We start from the raw sequence: 15,754 nt of genomic DNA on the forward strand, positions 1-15,754 counted from the left end.
ATAAATGGGTAATGTACAAGTTGCTGTAGAAGCATGTTTAGTTCGTCTGATCACAGATACTTTATAAACTATTTTAATACTTTTTTGAATCCGTCAATGCGTAAGTCCTAACTTATTTACTCTTCTGAAATTATTTCTATCTCCAAGCTTTCATTATTTAATCAAAAGCATTTTAGTCACAATTGAACTATAGAATGTTTGATGCGGTATTTGTTTTTATAAGATAGTTTGGAGTAAGAGTTACTCAATCAAATTTGTTCATAAAAATTAGAAACCTAAAAATGAGAGTCAATGAATGCAAAATATTCATTATGTTTTGATTAGTATATTAGGTGGGCTAGTTGTTCCATTACAATTGGCAGTCATTAATGCCTTTCGTCATAGCAGTGGTGCAAGCCAAATACAATCGACCTTTTTTCTTTATATAGGCGGTGCGATTGCTTCGCTTGTTATTGCATTGTGGATGGATGGAACGGTGAAACCACCATTTTATCAAAATACATCTTGGTGGATGTGGTTGTCAGGTTTCTTGGGTTCACTTTATATTCTGTGTATGTTTGTGGCAGCTCCACATATCGGTGCAACCAATACACTATTATGGATATTTTTAGGGCAAATGATTTTTGCTACCTTAATTGATCATAGTGGTTTATTAGGGATGCAAATAAAGAAAATAGATGCTTTCAAATTATTTGGATTACTTTTTATTTTTATTGGTGGTTTGATTATGCTATTTGGAGAATATAGAAGTGCGACCAAATAAAATATTACGAATTGGTTCTTAACTCAGTTTTTATAATAATATTTTGATAAATATATTCTATATTTGATGCTGTTGATTTTAATTTCTAAAAAATAAAATATTCATAGGGAAGTATGTTCTTTTATATTATTTTAATTCTTCTTATGCTTGCTGTAGTTACATATCTCAAATCACCGAATTTCAAGGGGAAAGTTGGTGAGTTTATGGTTTCTGAGCATGTTGCTAAGTATTTAAGTGCTGAATATGTATTGCTCAATAATTGTACTTTACCTGATCAGAAAGACGGGACGACTCAAATTGATCATATTTTAATAAGTCCTTATGGTGTTTTCATCGTTGAAACTAAAAACTATACGGGATGGATTTTTGGAAATGCTCACCAGAAGCAGTGGACACAAAAAATTTATAAGAAAAGTTATAAATTTCAGAATCCGTTACACCAAAACTATAAGCATATTAAAGTATTGGAAATGGTTTTAAGTGATGTTGTTGATCCGCAGTATTTACATTCTATTGTTGTATTTACAGCTCGAAGCGAATTTAAAACAGATATGCCTGAAAATGTCTTTCGTAGTAAAGCTTGGATTGAATACGTAAAATGTTTTGATCAACAGGTGATTAGTCCGATGAAGTTAAAAAGAATTAAATATCGAATTGAAAAAGAAGTATTAGAGCCTTCTTGGAAGACAAATCGTTTGCATGTTGAGCATTTAAAGCAAAAGCAAATAGAAAAGAAATCCACTGTATAAGTGACTGTAGAAATTGATGATTTAACTCAATCGTATTGCCAGATTTGGCTATTGTACTTTGCCCCATATCCAGTTACTTTTTATGAGGAATAATCAAGTCTGTTAGACAAGTAAACCAATATTTAGATATGCATTTGAGCATAATCTTTTTGCATTTTGAAAGAATGAAAATAACAGGGATAGCAATGACACAAACAGCATTTGACTTTGTAGTAATAGGTGGTGGTTCGGCGGGTAGTGTGCTTGCAGGTAGACTCTCGGAGAATCCAAATATTTCAGTATGTTTATTGGAAGCGGGTGGGGACGGCAATAGCTGGTTGGTGAATACACCAGCGGCTGCGGTGATTAGCATTCCAACGAAACTGAATAACTGGGCGCTAGAAACCATACCACAAAAAGGTTTAAATGGACGTAAAGGATATCAACCACGTGGTAAATGCTTAGGGGGGAGTTCAGCGATCAATGCGATGGTGTACATTCGCGGGCATCGGGATGATTATGATCATTGGGCAGCTTTAGGAAATACCGGTTGGTCCTATGATGAAGTGTTACCATATTTTAAAAAATCAGAACATAACGAAAGAATTAAAAATGAGTATCATGGACAGCATGGTCCCCTCAATGTAAGTGAACTACGTTCAGATAATCCATACCAAAAAACCTTTATTGAAGCAGCTAAACAAGTGGGCTATCCACTGAATGATGATTTTAATGGCGCAGAGCAAGAAGGCGTAGGTGTCTATCAAGTTACCCAGAAGAATGGTGAACGTTGGAGTGCTGCACGTGGGTATTTATTGCCTTATATCGGTAAGCGTCCAAATTTACATGTGATCACACAAGCGATGGTATCGCGAATTGTGATCGAAAATGGTCGTGCTGTAGGCGTGGAATTTAAGCATAAAGGACAAGTCACAGTTGTTCGTGCAAATAAAGAAGTTTTACTCTCTGCAGGGGCTTTCCAATCACCACAAGTTTTGATGCTTTCGGGGATTGGTCCTCGTCAAGAATTAGAAAAACACGGTATTCCTGTGGTTAAAGATTTAGCTGGAGTTGGTGAAAATCTACATGACCATCCTGACTTTATTTTTGCTTATAAGACTAAACAAATAGATGGAACTTTTGGTGTTTCTGTTGGTGGTAGTTTAGATTTAATCAAACAAATTGGGCGTTATCGTAAGGAGCGTCGAGGCTTAATTACGACCAATTATGCAGAGTGTGGTGGTTTCTTAAAAAGCCGTCCTGAGTTAGATAAACCGAATCTACAACTGCATTTCGTCATTGCTGTAGTAGATAACCATGCTCGAACCATGCATACAGGACACGGTATTTCATGCCACGTATGTTTGCTCAATCCTCGTGCGCGTGGTTCGGTCAAACTCAGTGGCAAAAATGTAGATGATCCGCTATTAATTGATTTTAAATTTCTTGAGGATGAGCAAGACCTTCAAGATATGGTTGATGGATTTAAAGTTACGCAGAAGTTGATGCAAGCACCTGCTTTGAGTGAAAAAATTAAAGAAGATATGTTTACTGCAAACGTACAATCTGATGATGAGATTCGTGAGATTTTACGTCAACGTGTCGACACGGTGTATCACCCAGTCGGTAGCTGCAAAATGGGTGTAGATGAGATGGCTGTGGTTGATCCTGAGCTGAAAGTATATGGTATTCAAGGCTTGCGTGTGATTGATGCGTCGATTATGCCAACAGTAGTAAATGGTAATACCAACGCACCTGCAATCATGATTGCTGAAAAAGCAGTGGATATGATCCGCGAAACTTGGAAGTGATATTTTGAGCTAAGGTTTTGCCTTAGCTCTCTTCTTTATTGTTTGAGTTACGTGGTGTTTCCAACATACGTGGAAAGGTGAAATTAAAATCATCTAGTGCATAACGAAATAATTGAGCAGGACGTTTACCGACAATTTTTTGTTGTCCTGTTTCCTCAACTGCTCCTGCTTCCTGCATGCGCCGTCTAAATGATTTTTTTTCTAAGGTTTGACCTAAAATAATTTCATAGATTGTTTGTAATTCTGTCAGGGTAAATAATTCAGGCATGAGACTAGCTGGGAGAGCGGTATAGCGGGTTTTATTGCACAAGCGATCAAATGCTAATTTTAGTAATTTCTGATGGTCAAAAGCTAATTCTAGTTGCAAGGCTTCTTCTATAGAAATCCATTTACTCATTTCAGTTGTTGAAGTCTTTTGAATTTCAAATTTACTAAAATCAATCAGTGCAAAGTAAAGTGATGTAATCGACCAACCACGTGGATCACGATGCTGATTGCCGATGGTTTCAACTTGTTCTAGATAAGGGGAGTGAATCCCTGTTTTTTCAAGCAGTTTACGGTGAGCTGTTGCCATTAAATCTGGATCAGTTTTTAAATCAATAAAACCACCTGGAAGCGCCCATTTTCCTTTTTCGGGAAAGTTAGAGCGCTGAATCATTAAGACTTGTAATTGACCTTTTGCCACAGAAAAAATAGCCATATCAACCGTAAACAGTGGGGTGTCATAGTCTGTTTTTTGATAGTGGGCAAGGTATTCCTGTTCGGAAGTATGGATAGTTTCCTGACTCATAGAAATATTAAGAAATCGGAACAAAGTAACATCATAGCGGAGTCTTATTGGGTTCTCATCATATTTTAGGATAAGCCACTACGTCTTGCACCTCACTAAAGCTTTAATCACTTTAGTTTGTTCAGGCTCGACCTGAGAAGCGTTTAAAGCTTCGCAAATGTTTTGGCAAAAGTAGGCAAAACCTGAGGTACGGCAAAGATTGATAATCTTTGCCGTACCGTAAGGCGAAAGCTTAACTGTTCATTTCATTTATCTTGCACTACGCCAAAGCTTTAGTCGCTTTGGCTTGTTCAGGTTGCGGATGACTTTTCCGAGTATCTAATCACTGGATGTGTTTTAATCATAGAGAGTTTTGCCTAGACCAATCTCTCCCGAATTTGGTCAAGAGAGCATTCTCTTAATAATTGACCATTTTCAAATACTGTTTGCAATACCCCCATATTTTCCTGTTCAATGCTTTGTTGATCAAATAACTCAAAGCCATTATTAGTTTGTTCAACCCTTAATAAACCTTTGGCTGATTTTTTAACACCTGAGTCTGTCACAGGGTCTTTAAACAGCTCACGACCTACGCCGTTGACTTGACCCCAAGTGGCTTTTACGGCAAAACCAAAGGTGTCACGCGTTAAATAGTTATAGGTATAGCTGCCGATACCAAAGACTAGATTATTCGAAGCAAAGCCTTTGGTTTCTAAACCTTTTAGGATATTTTGGGCACGTTCTAGAGTAATCGAGTCACCATAGATTAAACCAACACGCTCGTTGAGTACTTTATAGCCTTGAGCTGTTTCTGTGCCGCCAAAAATTTCCCATAAACATTGCACTGCACCCTTATAAGCGGGACTATCTAGCTCTGCATCAGGATCGCCACAGATAATTTTCACAGGATCACCAGAGTCAGGGCGAAACACCACTTTGGCGAGTCCGAGCGCATTCGGTTGGCGATTTAGGATCTCTGATTTTAATTTCACGCTAAACTCTGTAATCACACGCCAAAAATCCCAAGTATCTGAAACGATACTGACCACGCCACTCGGATAGAGTTCACAGATCAGACGTCTAAAGGTCTCGATTTCACTTTCTTCACTGCCCATACACATCACACTGTGTTCTGTTGCAGGCACTGAAACGCCTACGATACCAGTGGCGTTATAATATTCTTCAGCATAGTCAATCGAAGCGACTGAATCTGTCCCAATAAAGCTGGTTAAGTGTCCAACGCCTGATTGTGCAGCATCATAGATGCCACTCATACCACGGCTACTAAAATCATGACCCTGAACAGCAACAAAGTCTAAAGGTGCACCTGTTTTTTCTGCATATTGAGTTAATAAGCGTTTGTATTCATAAGCAATTGTTGCAGTGGTACAACTTTTCCATAATTCGGCACTGAGCACAGTTTCAATATAGTTGGTTAACCAAAAGAAATTCGGATCAGTATTGATAATGGTCAATACAGGCACTTTGATATTGACTCGACTACCTTCTTCTAGTGCTTTAATCTTTAAAGGTAAATAGCCAAGATCGTGCAATGCTTCGATGTGTTCAACGGGAACAGCACCTTCACCTAGAGAATTGTCCATGCGACGTTTATAGGCTGCGATTACTTTGGCTTTAGGTTGATTAAAGAAGCCCTCGTTCCAACTTTCAATTAAAAAATGTTTGATAAAACCTTGTAAACCGAAGAACACAATCTTGTCGTCAAAATCAGGCAACATTTTGGCTAAACGTGATGAGCGAGGGGTAAAGTTAGCATAGACGTATTCAGTCCCCACTGGATACTGACGACGGTGATCGGCTTTGTAGAAATCAATTGCATTGAGTGGATTTATTTTAATAGTCATTTTATAGGCCTCTTACTTAAGAGCTTAGTATTGAAAATCGATAATGTTGAGTTTGTTTGCTTTTGCTTGTGGCAGGCTATTACTGGTAAACACCTGATCGACCAAGCCATCAAATACCGCAAGCCCCTTACTAAAAATGCCGTGTGTGACATACAAGATAATGTTTTGGCAGTTTAGGCTGCGTAGTTGTTTGGCAATACCAATAAATGTTGCACCACCGTCACAAATATCATCGGTGATAACGGCTGTTTTTCCTGTCAAATCAGGGCTATTCACCGCTATTGCTCTAATTTTTCCAGTGTTTGGATCACGTTGTTTTTCACAGTGAATGATGTCAATCGCCTGTTGGCGTTGTGAATTGATGCCGTTGGCAATCGCTTGGGTGCGTTGTATTGCACCTGCATCAGGACAGATCAACACGGTATTATCTGCGCATAAGATCTGCATTAATGTTGAGCTTTGCTGGATAATCTCAATCGGTTCAATATTGATTACCTCTTGGAAGTTGGTATTTTTGCGTAATAGCTCTATGGTCTTTGGACTATGACAATCCCACACCACAATTTTCTGACGTTGCCCTGCAAATTTTTCACTATTGCTATTCAGTAACTTGGTCATTAAATCCAGTGAGAAAGCCTGACCTTGTGCACAGATACGATCTTGACGTGCGTAAGGAAAATAAGGGATTTCCACTGAAAAGCGAGTGCCTTGTTCTAACAACACATTTTCTAGTAATAGATAGTCCATTACATCTGTACTGTGATTCAGTGAGGCTGTGATCTGAGCGTGTGCTTGTAATTGGTTCAATAACTCTGGTTGTAGTTGAATATGACGTTCGCCACCTGAAAACTGCAAAAACTCGATGGGAACATTCGCTTGAGCTGTCATAAGTTGGATCGTCATTTTTAATTTCTCTTTTATAGTGGCTTAAAGCCAGTAAATATATATTGGCATAACGACACTATTAAAAGCAAGTGTTAAATTCGATCTTTTTTAATAAAAATAGGGAGTAATTTAGAAAAAAAGATTCATCTATTTGAAGTTAAAAGAGAATGATTTTTAAACTGCATTATCGAGTGATTTATAAAGCTGACCTTATTTGATAGGGGTATTGATCTTTAAGTCATATGTTCTGACAATGCTGTATGTCAAAATTAAAAATGAAATAAGTGAGCTAAACTGTTTTAATGAAAAAATTAAAACAGTTAACACATGCAATAAAACAATAAGGAAAGCATCCTATGAAATCTCTAGTTTGTCATAACGCTGAATTGAAGCTTGAAGATAGTCTTCAATTAGTTCCTGCTAAAGGACAGGTGTTACTTGAAGTGGTACGTTGTGGAATCTGTGGTTCTGATTTACACATGCAACATCACTGTGATCATATGCATGATTTGGCAGCACGTGTGGGTTTTAATGGGGTAGCAAAATCCTCAGATAAGCTGGTTTTCGGTCATGAGTTCTGCGGTAAAGTCTTAGATTATGGTCCAAAAACGCGCCGTAAATTAAAAGCCGACACACTAGTTTGTGCGATGCCGCTATTAAATGTTGATCCAAAAGGTTATGTTCCAACTGGTCTATCACCGAGTGCTTCGGGTGGTTATGCTGAGCAAATCTTAGTCCAATCAAGTTTAATGTTTGAAGTGCCGAATGGCTTAGATGCAGACAGCGCAGCGTTAACTGAACCGATGGCTGTTGCTTTACATGCAGTTCGTCGTAGTCGGATTAAGAAAAATGAACCAGCGATTGTAATTGGCTGTGGTCCTGTTGGTTTAGGCGTAATTATTATGCTCAAAGCCGCGGGAGTTAAAACGGTAGTTGCTAGTGATTTTTCACCAAATCGTCGTAGACTCGCTGAACTGTGCGGTGCAGATATCTTGATTGATCCTAAACAACAATCTCCATTTAGTAGTTGGAAAGAGCTTGGTCTACTCGGCAATGTTTCTGAAGCAATCAATATGGGGATGGGTATTTTTGATAAAGTTCAGACTTTCTCTTTGCCATGGGTTAATGCTATGCGCGTCGGGGATAAGCTTGGTCTATTACCGAAACGTCCTGTGATTTTTGAATGTGTGGGTGTCGCTGGTATCATGCAGCAAATCTTGGAAGGCGCACCATTGTTCTCACGTATTGTGGGGGTAGGTGTCTGTATGCAAAGTGATAAGATCGAACCTGCATTGGCGATCAATAAAGAATTGGAAATCCAATATGTGTTGGGTTATACACCACTTGAGTTCCGTGACACCCTGCATATGATTGCTGAAGGTAAAATTGATGTATCACCACTGATTACAGGTGTGGTTGGTTTGGAAGGTGTAGGGAATGCCTTTGATGCCTTACGTGATCCAGAGCAACATGCAAAAATTCTGATCGATCCAAAACGAGCAGGATCAGATATTGAGTTGATCAATGCTTAAATCATATTGAATAAAAAGCTGCATTGATTGCAGTTTTTTTTATTGTGCGGATTAAAAGCTTTTTGTCAGTGAGACAGCCACAGTGGAATCAATTGGATTTGAGACTTTGGCATTAGGATTGCCATTGCTATATTGCTTGTAGTAATCATCTTTATCCCATGCTTTGCTATAACTTAAACTTCCCAAAAGGTTGTAGGGGAGTTCTTTATTAATGGCAAAGCTGACGTCTTGAAAGTTTGCATCAGAGAAGTTTTTGATTCGCTGATGACCATAGTGAGCATCTGCCGACCAGCCTTGCCCTAAAGGTTGATGCCAACTGACATCAAGATAACCTGAACCACGAGAATGTTTATTAGTACCAATACCTAAAGTATCCGAGTTATTCCCGAAGTAATCTTGGGTGTAGGTAATGGAATATTTAACACTTAATGGGCCATAGCTGATTTCTGGGATAATTTCACCGTAATCAAAGCGAGTATTTCCTGTTTCTGCTGTAGTTTTGGCACCAGGATAATAGTAGTAAGCCACTTTAGTGCCTAGAGTTAAATCTCCAAAACTACGGCTGTAACCTGTATACACATCCCACTCTACTGATGCATCACGAATAAAATGATCACTCACTGTCGATGCCCAAGTTCCAGCATAAAAACCATTATCATGGTTATAGTCTAGTCCACCTTGAATTGCAGGTTTGCCCCAAGTTTGTTGAAAACCACGTGATACATATTGACTTGCGAGTGTTAGGTTAGCGCTATATGGTGATGCTATTTCTGTGCTTGCTTCAGTGGCATATGCAGTGTGCGAGAAGAAGCCCAAAGGGAGTAGAAATAAAATTCTTTTCATTTGAATTTTCCTAATGGTTGGCAGCACCTTAGTGTCATAAGGTGCTGAACATAACTGGACTAGGTTATGCAAATGGACGTAAAGGTGTTTGCCGAACAGGGCTTGATCCTGCTTTGAAATAAGGTGCTTGCGAAGGTGGTAATTTTTGCCCGCGAATTTGATCGGCAATTTTCTCAGCCATCATAATCGTGGTGGCATTTAAGTTACCTGTGATAATGATTGGCATAATAGAGGCATCAATCACACGTAGCCCTCGTACGCCGTGAACACGACCTTGACCATCGACAACAGCCATTTCATCTTCACCCATTTTGCAACTGCATGATGGATGATAGGCTGTCTCGGCATGTTCTCGGACAAAAGAGTCTAGTTCAGCATCGGTTTTTAACTGCATACTTGGGCTGATTTCTTCGCCACGATAAGGGTCAAGTGCAGGTTGATGCATGATTTCACGCGTGATACGAATTCCATCTCTGAATTCACGCCAATCTTGTTCGGTGGACATGTAATTAAACAAGATACTTGGGTGCTCAAATGGATCTTTGGATTTGAGTTTGATCCGACCACGTGACGGTGAACGCATTGAACCAACATGAGCTTGAAAGCCATGCTCATTCATGGCATTACTACCATTGTAGTTAATTGCGACAGGTAAGAAGTGATACTGAATATTTGGCCATTCAAATTCATCAGATGAACGAATAAAACCACCTGCTTCGAATTGGTTACTTGCACCGATACCTTTGCCGAGGAATAACCACTCTGCACCAATCGCCGGTTGGTTGTACCATTTCAAAGCAGGGTAGAGCGAGACAGGTTTTTTACATTTGTACTGTAAATACATTTCCAAATGATCTTGCAGGTTTTCACCCACGCCAGGTAAGTCTTGAATAACTTCAATACCCATAGATTTGAGGAAAGTGCTTTGTCCAACACCTGAGCGCTGTAAAATTTGCGGTGATGCGATTGCCCCTGCACATAACAAGACTTCACGTTTGGCATGTGCTTGTTTCATGTTGGCTTGATCTGCACCGATAATGTATTCGACACCAATTGCTTGTCTATGACTAAATAAGATTTTATTGGTCATGGCATGGGTGACGATCGTCAAATTTGGTCGACCTTTTGCCATATCTAAGTAACCGCGAGCAGTACTCGAACGACGCCCTTGCGGTGTCACCGTTCGATCCATCGGACCGAAGCCTTCTTGCTGAAAACCGTTTAAATCTTCTGTACGTGGATAACCTGCTTGTACACCTGCTTCGATCATGGCATGAAACAGTTCATTATTGCCTTGTTTTGGGGTGGTGACTGAAACAGGACCTTCTCCGCCGTGATAATCGTTAGCACCAATGTCGCGTGTTTCTGCTTTTTTATAGTAAGGCAAACAATCCGCATAGCTCCAATCTTCAAGCCCTTTATGGGTTGACCATTGGTCTAAATCCATCGCATTACCACGGATATAGCACATACCATTGACCAGTGATGAACCACCTAGACCTTTACCACGACCACATTCCATACGGCGATTATTCATATGTGGTTCAGGGTCGGTCAAATATGCCCAATTGTAGCGACGACCTTGTAATGGAAAAGCCAATGCAGCAGGCATTTGTGTACGAAAATCAAGACGATAATCCGGGCCGCCTGCTTCTAATAATAATACTGAGATATCTGCATCTTCAGTTAAACGTGCAGCAAGGACGTTACCTGCTGAGCCTGCACCAATAATAATATAATCGTATTCTTGCTTATTCATAATCTGCCTTTATTTGTTGCAAGATCAACTGAATACATGTGACTCAGTTGATCAAGATAAGATAAAGCGCAATGCTTTTAGAAAATGCTTTGGTAATCACCAAGCTCAACTTGAACGGATTTAATGCGTGTGTAGTGAGATAGGGTCGAGATCCCATTTTCACGACCTACACCTGATTGTTTATAACCACCGACTGGCATCTCAGCAGGGGATTCGCCCCAAGTATTGATCCAACAAATACCAGCTTCGATTTGGTGAATAATGCGATGTGCTTTGTTAATGTCTGGTGTCACCACACCTGCTGCTAGACCAAAAGTGGTGTTATTGGCACGACGAATGACTTCATCTTCAGTTTGGTAGCTCAAGATGCTCATGACTGGACCAAAGATTTCGTCCTGCACTATTCGCATATCATCAGTACAGTCTGTAAATACTGTCGGTAATACATATGCACCCTCAGCCAATTCACCCGTTGCTCGATCACCACCGATCAGTAATTTGGCGCCTTGTTGTTTACCAGCATTGATGTAGGAAAGAACTTTTTCCATATGCGGGAAACTGGTCAGCGGACCGAAATTGGTATCCGCGTTCATTGGGTCGCCGATACGAATACGTTGCACACGTTCTAATACTGCATTTTCAAATTCTGTTTTTAATGATGCTGGAATAAAGACACGCGTACCATTGGTACAGACTTGACCAGAACTAAAGAAGTTTGCCATCACCGCAATATCTGCGGCTTTATTGATATCTGCATCTTCACAGATGATCAGTGGTGATTTACCACCGAGTTCCATCGTCACTTCTTTTAAGCTTGAAGCAGCAGCACTTGCCATCACTTTTTTGCCAGTTTCAACACCGCCAGTAAACGAAATTTTTTCAATGACAGGATGTTCTGTCAGCCATTGACCGATATCACGACCAGCACCTTGTACAACGTTGAATACGCCGTTTGGTACGCCTGCTTCGGTATAAATTTCAGCAAGTTTAAATGCAGTGAGTGGAGTGATTTCACTTGGTTTGAAAATCATGGCATTGCCCGCAGCGAGCGCAGGAGCGGATTTCCATAAAGCAATTTGAATCGGATAGTTCCAAGCACCGATGCCTGCAACGACACCCAAAGGTTCACGGCGAGTATAGAAAAAACTACTTTCGCGTAATGGAACTTGTTCACCTTGGATGGCTGTCGCTAAACCTGCGTAATATTCGAGCACATCAGCACCTGTCACAATATCGACAGTCGATGTTTCGCTATAAGCTTTACCTGTATCTAAGGTTTCAAGTTTTGCTAGTTCATCATTGCGTTCACGTAAAATATCTACAGCTCGACGTAAAATACGAGAACGCTCAACTGCTGTCATTGCCGCCCAAACTTTTTGACCTTGTTGAGCACTTTGAACAGCTTTTTCAATATCTTGTTGAGAGGCTTGTTGGATATGGGCAATTACGTTGCCATTGGCTGGATTGATACTGTCAAAACTCACACCACTCGTGGCATTGACATATTGACCGTGGATATACAATGGATGAGTTTGCACATCATTCATTTTGTCTCTCCTGAAATAAGGGTTTAGCCAGTTGAAGTTGCATGTCTAAATAGTCATAGGCAACTCGTCTTGCATTCTGCCGATCGAAATGATCATTCCCCACGAGTCCACCTCGTAGCCATAACCCATCGATCAGTGCTGCTAAGCCACTCGCAGCGGTACTTGCACTTTCACTTGGCATCAGTTTTAAAAAGTGATGTTTTAAGTTCGAATACAAGCGTCGATCATTAATGCGCTGTAAACGTGCAAGCTCTGGGCTATGCATACTGGCTGACCAAAAATCTAACCAAACGCGCATAGCGGTTTTATTGACCTGACTACTATCAAAGTTTGAATCAATGATTGCCTTAATTTGGTTTTCAGGTTGTTGATCTGCTGTATTGGCTTTGTATTGCAGAGAGGTGAGATGCAATCTCTTGAGCATCTCACGCATACAGTTGATCATTAACCCTTGCTTATCACCAAAATAATGGCTGACGATACCTGTTGAGACTTCCGCTTTTTTTGCAATTTGTGAAATGGTGGTTTGTGATAAACCCACTTCATAAATCACTTCAAATGCGGCATTAACGATCTCTTCACGGCGTTCGTGTTCAGGTTTAACTCTGCGTTTGGTCATGTGTAGTTGTTGCCATAAATGCCTAAAATTATTAAGGCGTTAGATTAAAATCTGGATGCAGAAAATGATAACACAACATCATGATACTTTTAATTGATTGAACGTTCAATCAATTAAAAGTATAGTATTTGCAACAAGGGTGCTTTACATAACTCTTAACCGTGTTATCGGAGATCCCTGTTAAAGTATCAAAAGTGTTGATTTATTGAATGGATTTTTAGTGGTTGGGTCTAAGCTCAGTTACTCTTAAAAATGCTTCTTTGCATCCACACGGGTAATTACAAAAATGCAGCTTATGCAATGATTGGTGTTGTTTTCAATATCTTTTAAATGCTGTGTCTTCTCGTTGTTTTCGTCAATAAATCGTGGTCGAGTTATTGAGAAAAACAACTTTCAAAATTTAAATTTTCCTTGAGGATTGTATGGTGACAGATAATCCAAGAGCAGTTGATGATTCATCTATTCAAACAAAAGATCAGTTAAATCGCGTGGTCTTTTATGTTTCAGCGCTCATAATTTTAATATTTTCACTGACGACGATTTTATTTAATGATTTTTCTAATCATTTGCTCAATGTTGTACTGGCTTGGGTGAGTGATAAATTCAGTTGGTATTACTTACTTGCCGCAACGCTTTATCTAATTTTTGTGGTTTTTATCGCTTGTTCTCGTTATGGCGATATAAAGCTAGGTCCTAAACATTCCAAACCTGAGTTTAGTCTGCTGAGTTGGTCGGCGATGCTGTTCGCCGCAGGTATCGGCACAGATCTAATGTTTTTCTCAGTGGCTGAACCACTGTCACATTATATGAATCCACCAGTGGGTGAGGGGCAAACTTATGAAGCCGCTCGTCAAGGGATGGTATGGACTTTATTTCATTATGGTCTAACAGGCTGGGGCATGTATGCCTTAGTCGGGATGGCTTTGGGATATTTTAGTTATCGCTATAACTTACCTCTGACCATTCGTTCTGCGCTTTATCCGATTTTTGGTAAAAAAATTGATGGTCCGATTGGTCATACCGTAGATACCGCCGCCGTGATTGGGACGATTTTCGGTATCGCAACGACTTGCGGTATTGCAGTTGTTCAAATCAATTATGGTTTGCATGTTTTATTTGATTGGCCTGAAGGTTTATGGGTTCAATCTGGGCTGATTTTAGTTGCTGTGATTGTGACGATTATTTCGGTAACAGCAGGTGTCAATAAAGGCATTAAAGTACTTTCTGAAATCAATATTTACGCCGCTATTGGTTTAATGCTATTTGTGCTGTTTTTAGGAAATACAGAGTTCTTATTAAATGCCTTGGTACAAAATTTTGGTGACTATATCAGCCGCTTTCCAAGCTTAGCTTTAGACAGTTTTGCATTTGAACAACCAAAAGAGTGGATGAACAGTTGGACATTATTCTTTTGGGCATGGTGGGTGGCTTGGTCTCCATTTGTAGGTTTGTTTTTGGCACGTATTTCACGTGGTCGTACCATTCGTGAGTTTGTTTGTGGAACTTTGATTATTCCTCTACTATTCACGATCACATGGTTATCAATATTTGGTAACAGTGCTTTGTACAATGTTATTTTTGATGGTAATACAGCTTTAGCCCAAACTGTTTTGACAGATCCTGCACATGGGTTTTATGACTTATTGGCACAGTATCCGTGGTTTGGATTTGTTGCTGGTGTAGCAACCATTACAGGGCTTCTGTTCTATGTGACCTCTGCTGATTCTGGGGCATTAGTTCTAGGAAATTTCACTACTAAATTCTCCAATGTCGATAATGATGCGCCACGTTGGTTACGTGTGTTTTGGGCGATTGCGATTGGTTTATTGACCATCGCGATGTTGATGGCAAATGGTATTACTGCTTTACAAAGTGCAACCGTAATCATGGGATTACCGTTTAGCTTTGTTATGCTGCTTGTGATGGCTGGACTCTATAAATCTCTCCGTTTAGAAGATTATCGTAAAGCTAGCAGTAGCTTAAATGCTGCACCTGTAGTGGGGAATGTCGATATTCTAAATTGGAAACAACGCCTTTCACGTGTCATGCATCATCCTGGTAGCCATGAAACATTGCGTATGCTCGATAATGTATGTAGCCCTGCAGTGCAAACCGTTGCTGATGAACTGATTAAACGAGGGATGAACGTTGAGGTTAATCAAGGCGAATCAGAATACCACGATAAGTTGTATCACCTAGACTTAACGATTTTCATTGAAGATGAGCATAATTTTGTCTATCAAATTTGGCCTGTACGCTATATCGCTCCGACATTTAGTGAACGAGGCAAACGTGGTAAGCAATATTATTATCGTTTGGAAACATTCTTGTATGAAGGTTCTCAAGACAATGACTTGGTTGGATATACCAAAGAGCAGGTCATTAATGACATTTTAGATAAGTATGAGCGTCATATGACTTTCTTACATATCAACCGAATTAGTCCAGGGAATCGTCCTCTTTATCCTGACTCACAAGACTAATTACAAGACCTCACATTTCTGTGGGGTTTTTTTTAATTGAACCGTACCGGGTTTGTCGGAGACTTTTTTATTTAAGTTAGGCCACCTGACCTAACGGGTTAATCTTATCATAGTACATTGCTTCAAACTCAAAAGGTGATACATAACCCA

The 15,754-nt window shown here is 39.8% G+C and carries 12 protein-coding genes and 1 pseudogene; 5 read left to right on the forward strand and 8 right to left on the reverse strand.

Annotation, left to right across the window (positions count from 1 at the left end; translation table 11 throughout):
* Nucleotides 1-295: 295 nt before the first annotated feature.
* The 3 genes from ACSC97_RS15060 to ACSC97_RS15070 all read left to right on the forward strand — a co-directional run bounded on the left by ACSC97_RS15060 (nt 296) and on the right by ACSC97_RS15070 (nt 3,302).
* The gene (locus ACSC97_RS15060) at nt 296-763 is read left to right on the forward strand and encodes a DMT family transporter (RefSeq protein ID WP_039047167.1); all 468 of its coding nucleotides are present in this window, start codon (nt 296-298) and stop codon (nt 761-763) included.
* A gap of 113 nt (nt 764-876) precedes the next feature.
* Nucleotides 877-1,512: a nuclease-related domain-containing protein gene (locus ACSC97_RS15065; protein WP_436661738.1), complete on the forward strand. Its 636-nt coding sequence runs from the start codon at nt 877-879 to the stop codon at nt 1,510-1,512.
* 185 nt (nt 1,513-1,697) lie between these two features.
* Nucleotides 1,698-3,302, forward strand: coding sequence for a GMC family oxidoreductase (locus ACSC97_RS15070; RefSeq protein WP_151723059.1), 1,605 nt, complete (start codon nt 1,698-1,700; stop codon nt 3,300-3,302).
* Nucleotides 3,303-3,324: 22 nt separating this feature from the next.
* On the opposite strand, the gene ntrR is transcribed toward ACSC97_RS15070, so the two are convergent.
* The 3 genes from ntrR to prs all read right to left on the reverse strand — a co-directional run bounded on the left by ntrR (nt 3,325) and on the right by prs (nt 6,839).
* Entirely contained in the window at nt 3,325-4,092 is a 768-nt protein-coding gene (ntrR, locus tag ACSC97_RS15075) for an ADPR responsive transcriptional repressor NtrR (RefSeq protein ID WP_436661740.1), read from the reverse strand.
* A 356-nt stretch (nt 4,093-4,448) separates the two neighbouring features.
* The gene (locus tag ACSC97_RS15080; RefSeq protein WP_436661742.1) at nt 4,449-5,936 is read right to left on the reverse strand and encodes a nicotinate phosphoribosyltransferase; all 1,488 of its coding nucleotides are present in this window, start codon (nt 5,934-5,936) and stop codon (nt 4,449-4,451) included.
* A 24-nt stretch (nt 5,937-5,960) separates the two neighbouring features.
* Nucleotides 5,961-6,839, reverse strand: coding sequence for a ribose-phosphate diphosphokinase (gene prs / locus ACSC97_RS15085; RefSeq protein ID WP_436661744.1), 879 nt, complete (start codon nt 6,837-6,839; stop codon nt 5,961-5,963).
* A gap of 338 nt (nt 6,840-7,177) precedes the next feature.
* Between prs and ACSC97_RS15090 the strand changes: the two genes are divergently transcribed.
* Nucleotides 7,178-8,353: a zinc-binding dehydrogenase gene (locus ACSC97_RS15090; RefSeq protein WP_436661746.1), complete on the forward strand. Its 1,176-nt coding sequence runs from the start codon at nt 7,178-7,180 to the stop codon at nt 8,351-8,353.
* A gap of 51 nt (nt 8,354-8,404) precedes the next feature.
* Here the strand turns inward: ACSC97_RS15090 and ACSC97_RS15095 are convergent, their stop codons facing one another.
* From ACSC97_RS15095 to betI, 4 genes are all read right to left on the reverse strand, one after another.
* Complete coding sequence (locus ACSC97_RS15095; protein WP_436661748.1) at nt 8,405-9,196, reverse strand: TorF family putative porin; 792 nt, start codon at nt 9,194-9,196, stop codon at nt 8,405-8,407.
* A 64-nt stretch (nt 9,197-9,260) separates the two neighbouring features.
* A complete protein-coding gene (gene betA, locus ACSC97_RS15100) occupies nt 9,261-10,955 on the reverse strand; it encodes a choline dehydrogenase (protein WP_436661750.1) in 1,695 nt (564 codons plus the stop codon).
* Nucleotides 10,956-11,032: 77 nt separating this feature from the next.
* Entirely contained in the window at nt 11,033-12,502 is a 1,470-nt protein-coding gene (gene betB / locus ACSC97_RS15105) for a betaine-aldehyde dehydrogenase (RefSeq protein WP_436661752.1), read from the reverse strand.
* The gene (gene betI / locus ACSC97_RS15110) at nt 12,495-13,121 is read right to left on the reverse strand and encodes a transcriptional regulator BetI (protein ID WP_112987426.1); all 627 of its coding nucleotides are present in this window, start codon (nt 13,119-13,121) and stop codon (nt 12,495-12,497) included. The genes betB and betI overlap by 8 nt, the downstream gene beginning before the upstream one ends.
* Before the next feature lie 422 nt (nt 13,122-13,543).
* Here betI and ACSC97_RS15115 point away from each other — a divergent pair, with 422 nt between their 5' ends.
* A complete protein-coding gene (locus ACSC97_RS15115) occupies nt 13,544-15,604 on the forward strand; it encodes a choline transporter (protein ID WP_436661755.1) in 2,061 nt (686 codons plus the stop codon).
* 76 nt (nt 15,605-15,680) lie between these two features.
* On the opposite strand, the pseudogene ACSC97_RS15120 reads toward ACSC97_RS15115, so the two are convergent.
* A pseudogene (locus ACSC97_RS15120) lies at nt 15,681-15,754 on the reverse strand (type II toxin-antitoxin system HipA family toxin); the annotation flags it as partial.

Source organism: Acinetobacter sp. P1(2025) (genome assembly GCF_051390655.1).
In the GTDB taxonomy this organism is placed as follows: domain Bacteria; phylum Pseudomonadota; class Gammaproteobacteria; order Pseudomonadales; family Moraxellaceae; genus Acinetobacter; species Acinetobacter junii.

Coding starts and splice junctions, on each gene's coding strand:
- ACSC97_RS15060 (WP_039047167.1), top strand. CDS start 296: ATGCAAAATATTCATTATGTTTTGATTAGTATATTAGGTGGGCTAGTT.
- ACSC97_RS15065 (WP_436661738.1), top strand. CDS start 877: ATGTTCTTTTATATTATTTTAATTCTTCTTATGCTTGCTGTAGTTACA.
- ACSC97_RS15070 (WP_151723059.1), top strand. CDS start 1,698: ATGACACAAACAGCATTTGACTTTGTAGTAATAGGTGGTGGTTCGGCG.
- ntrR (WP_436661740.1), bottom strand. CDS start 4,092: ATGAGTCAGGAAACTATCCATACTTCCGAACAGGAATACCTTGCCCAC.
- ACSC97_RS15080 (WP_436661742.1), bottom strand. CDS start 5,936: ATGACTATTAAAATAAATCCACTCAATGCAATTGATTTCTACAAAGCC.
- prs (WP_436661744.1), bottom strand. CDS start 6,839: ATGACGATCCAACTTATGACAGCTCAAGCGAATGTTCCCATCGAGTTT.
- ACSC97_RS15090 (WP_436661746.1), top strand. CDS start 7,178: ATGAAATCTCTAGTTTGTCATAACGCTGAATTGAAGCTTGAAGATAGT.
- ACSC97_RS15095 (WP_436661748.1), bottom strand. CDS start 9,196: ATGAAAAGAATTTTATTTCTACTCCCTTTGGGCTTCTTCTCGCACACT.
- betA (WP_436661750.1), bottom strand. CDS start 10,955: ATGAATAAGCAAGAATACGATTATATTATTATTGGTGCAGGCTCAGCA.
- betB (WP_436661752.1), bottom strand. CDS start 12,502: ATGAATGATGTGCAAACTCATCCATTGTATATCCACGGTCAATATGTC.
- betI (WP_112987426.1), bottom strand. CDS start 13,121: ATGACCAAACGCAGAGTTAAACCTGAACACGAACGCCGTGAAGAGATC.
- ACSC97_RS15115 (WP_436661755.1), top strand. CDS start 13,544: ATGGTGACAGATAATCCAAGAGCAGTTGATGATTCATCTATTCAAACA.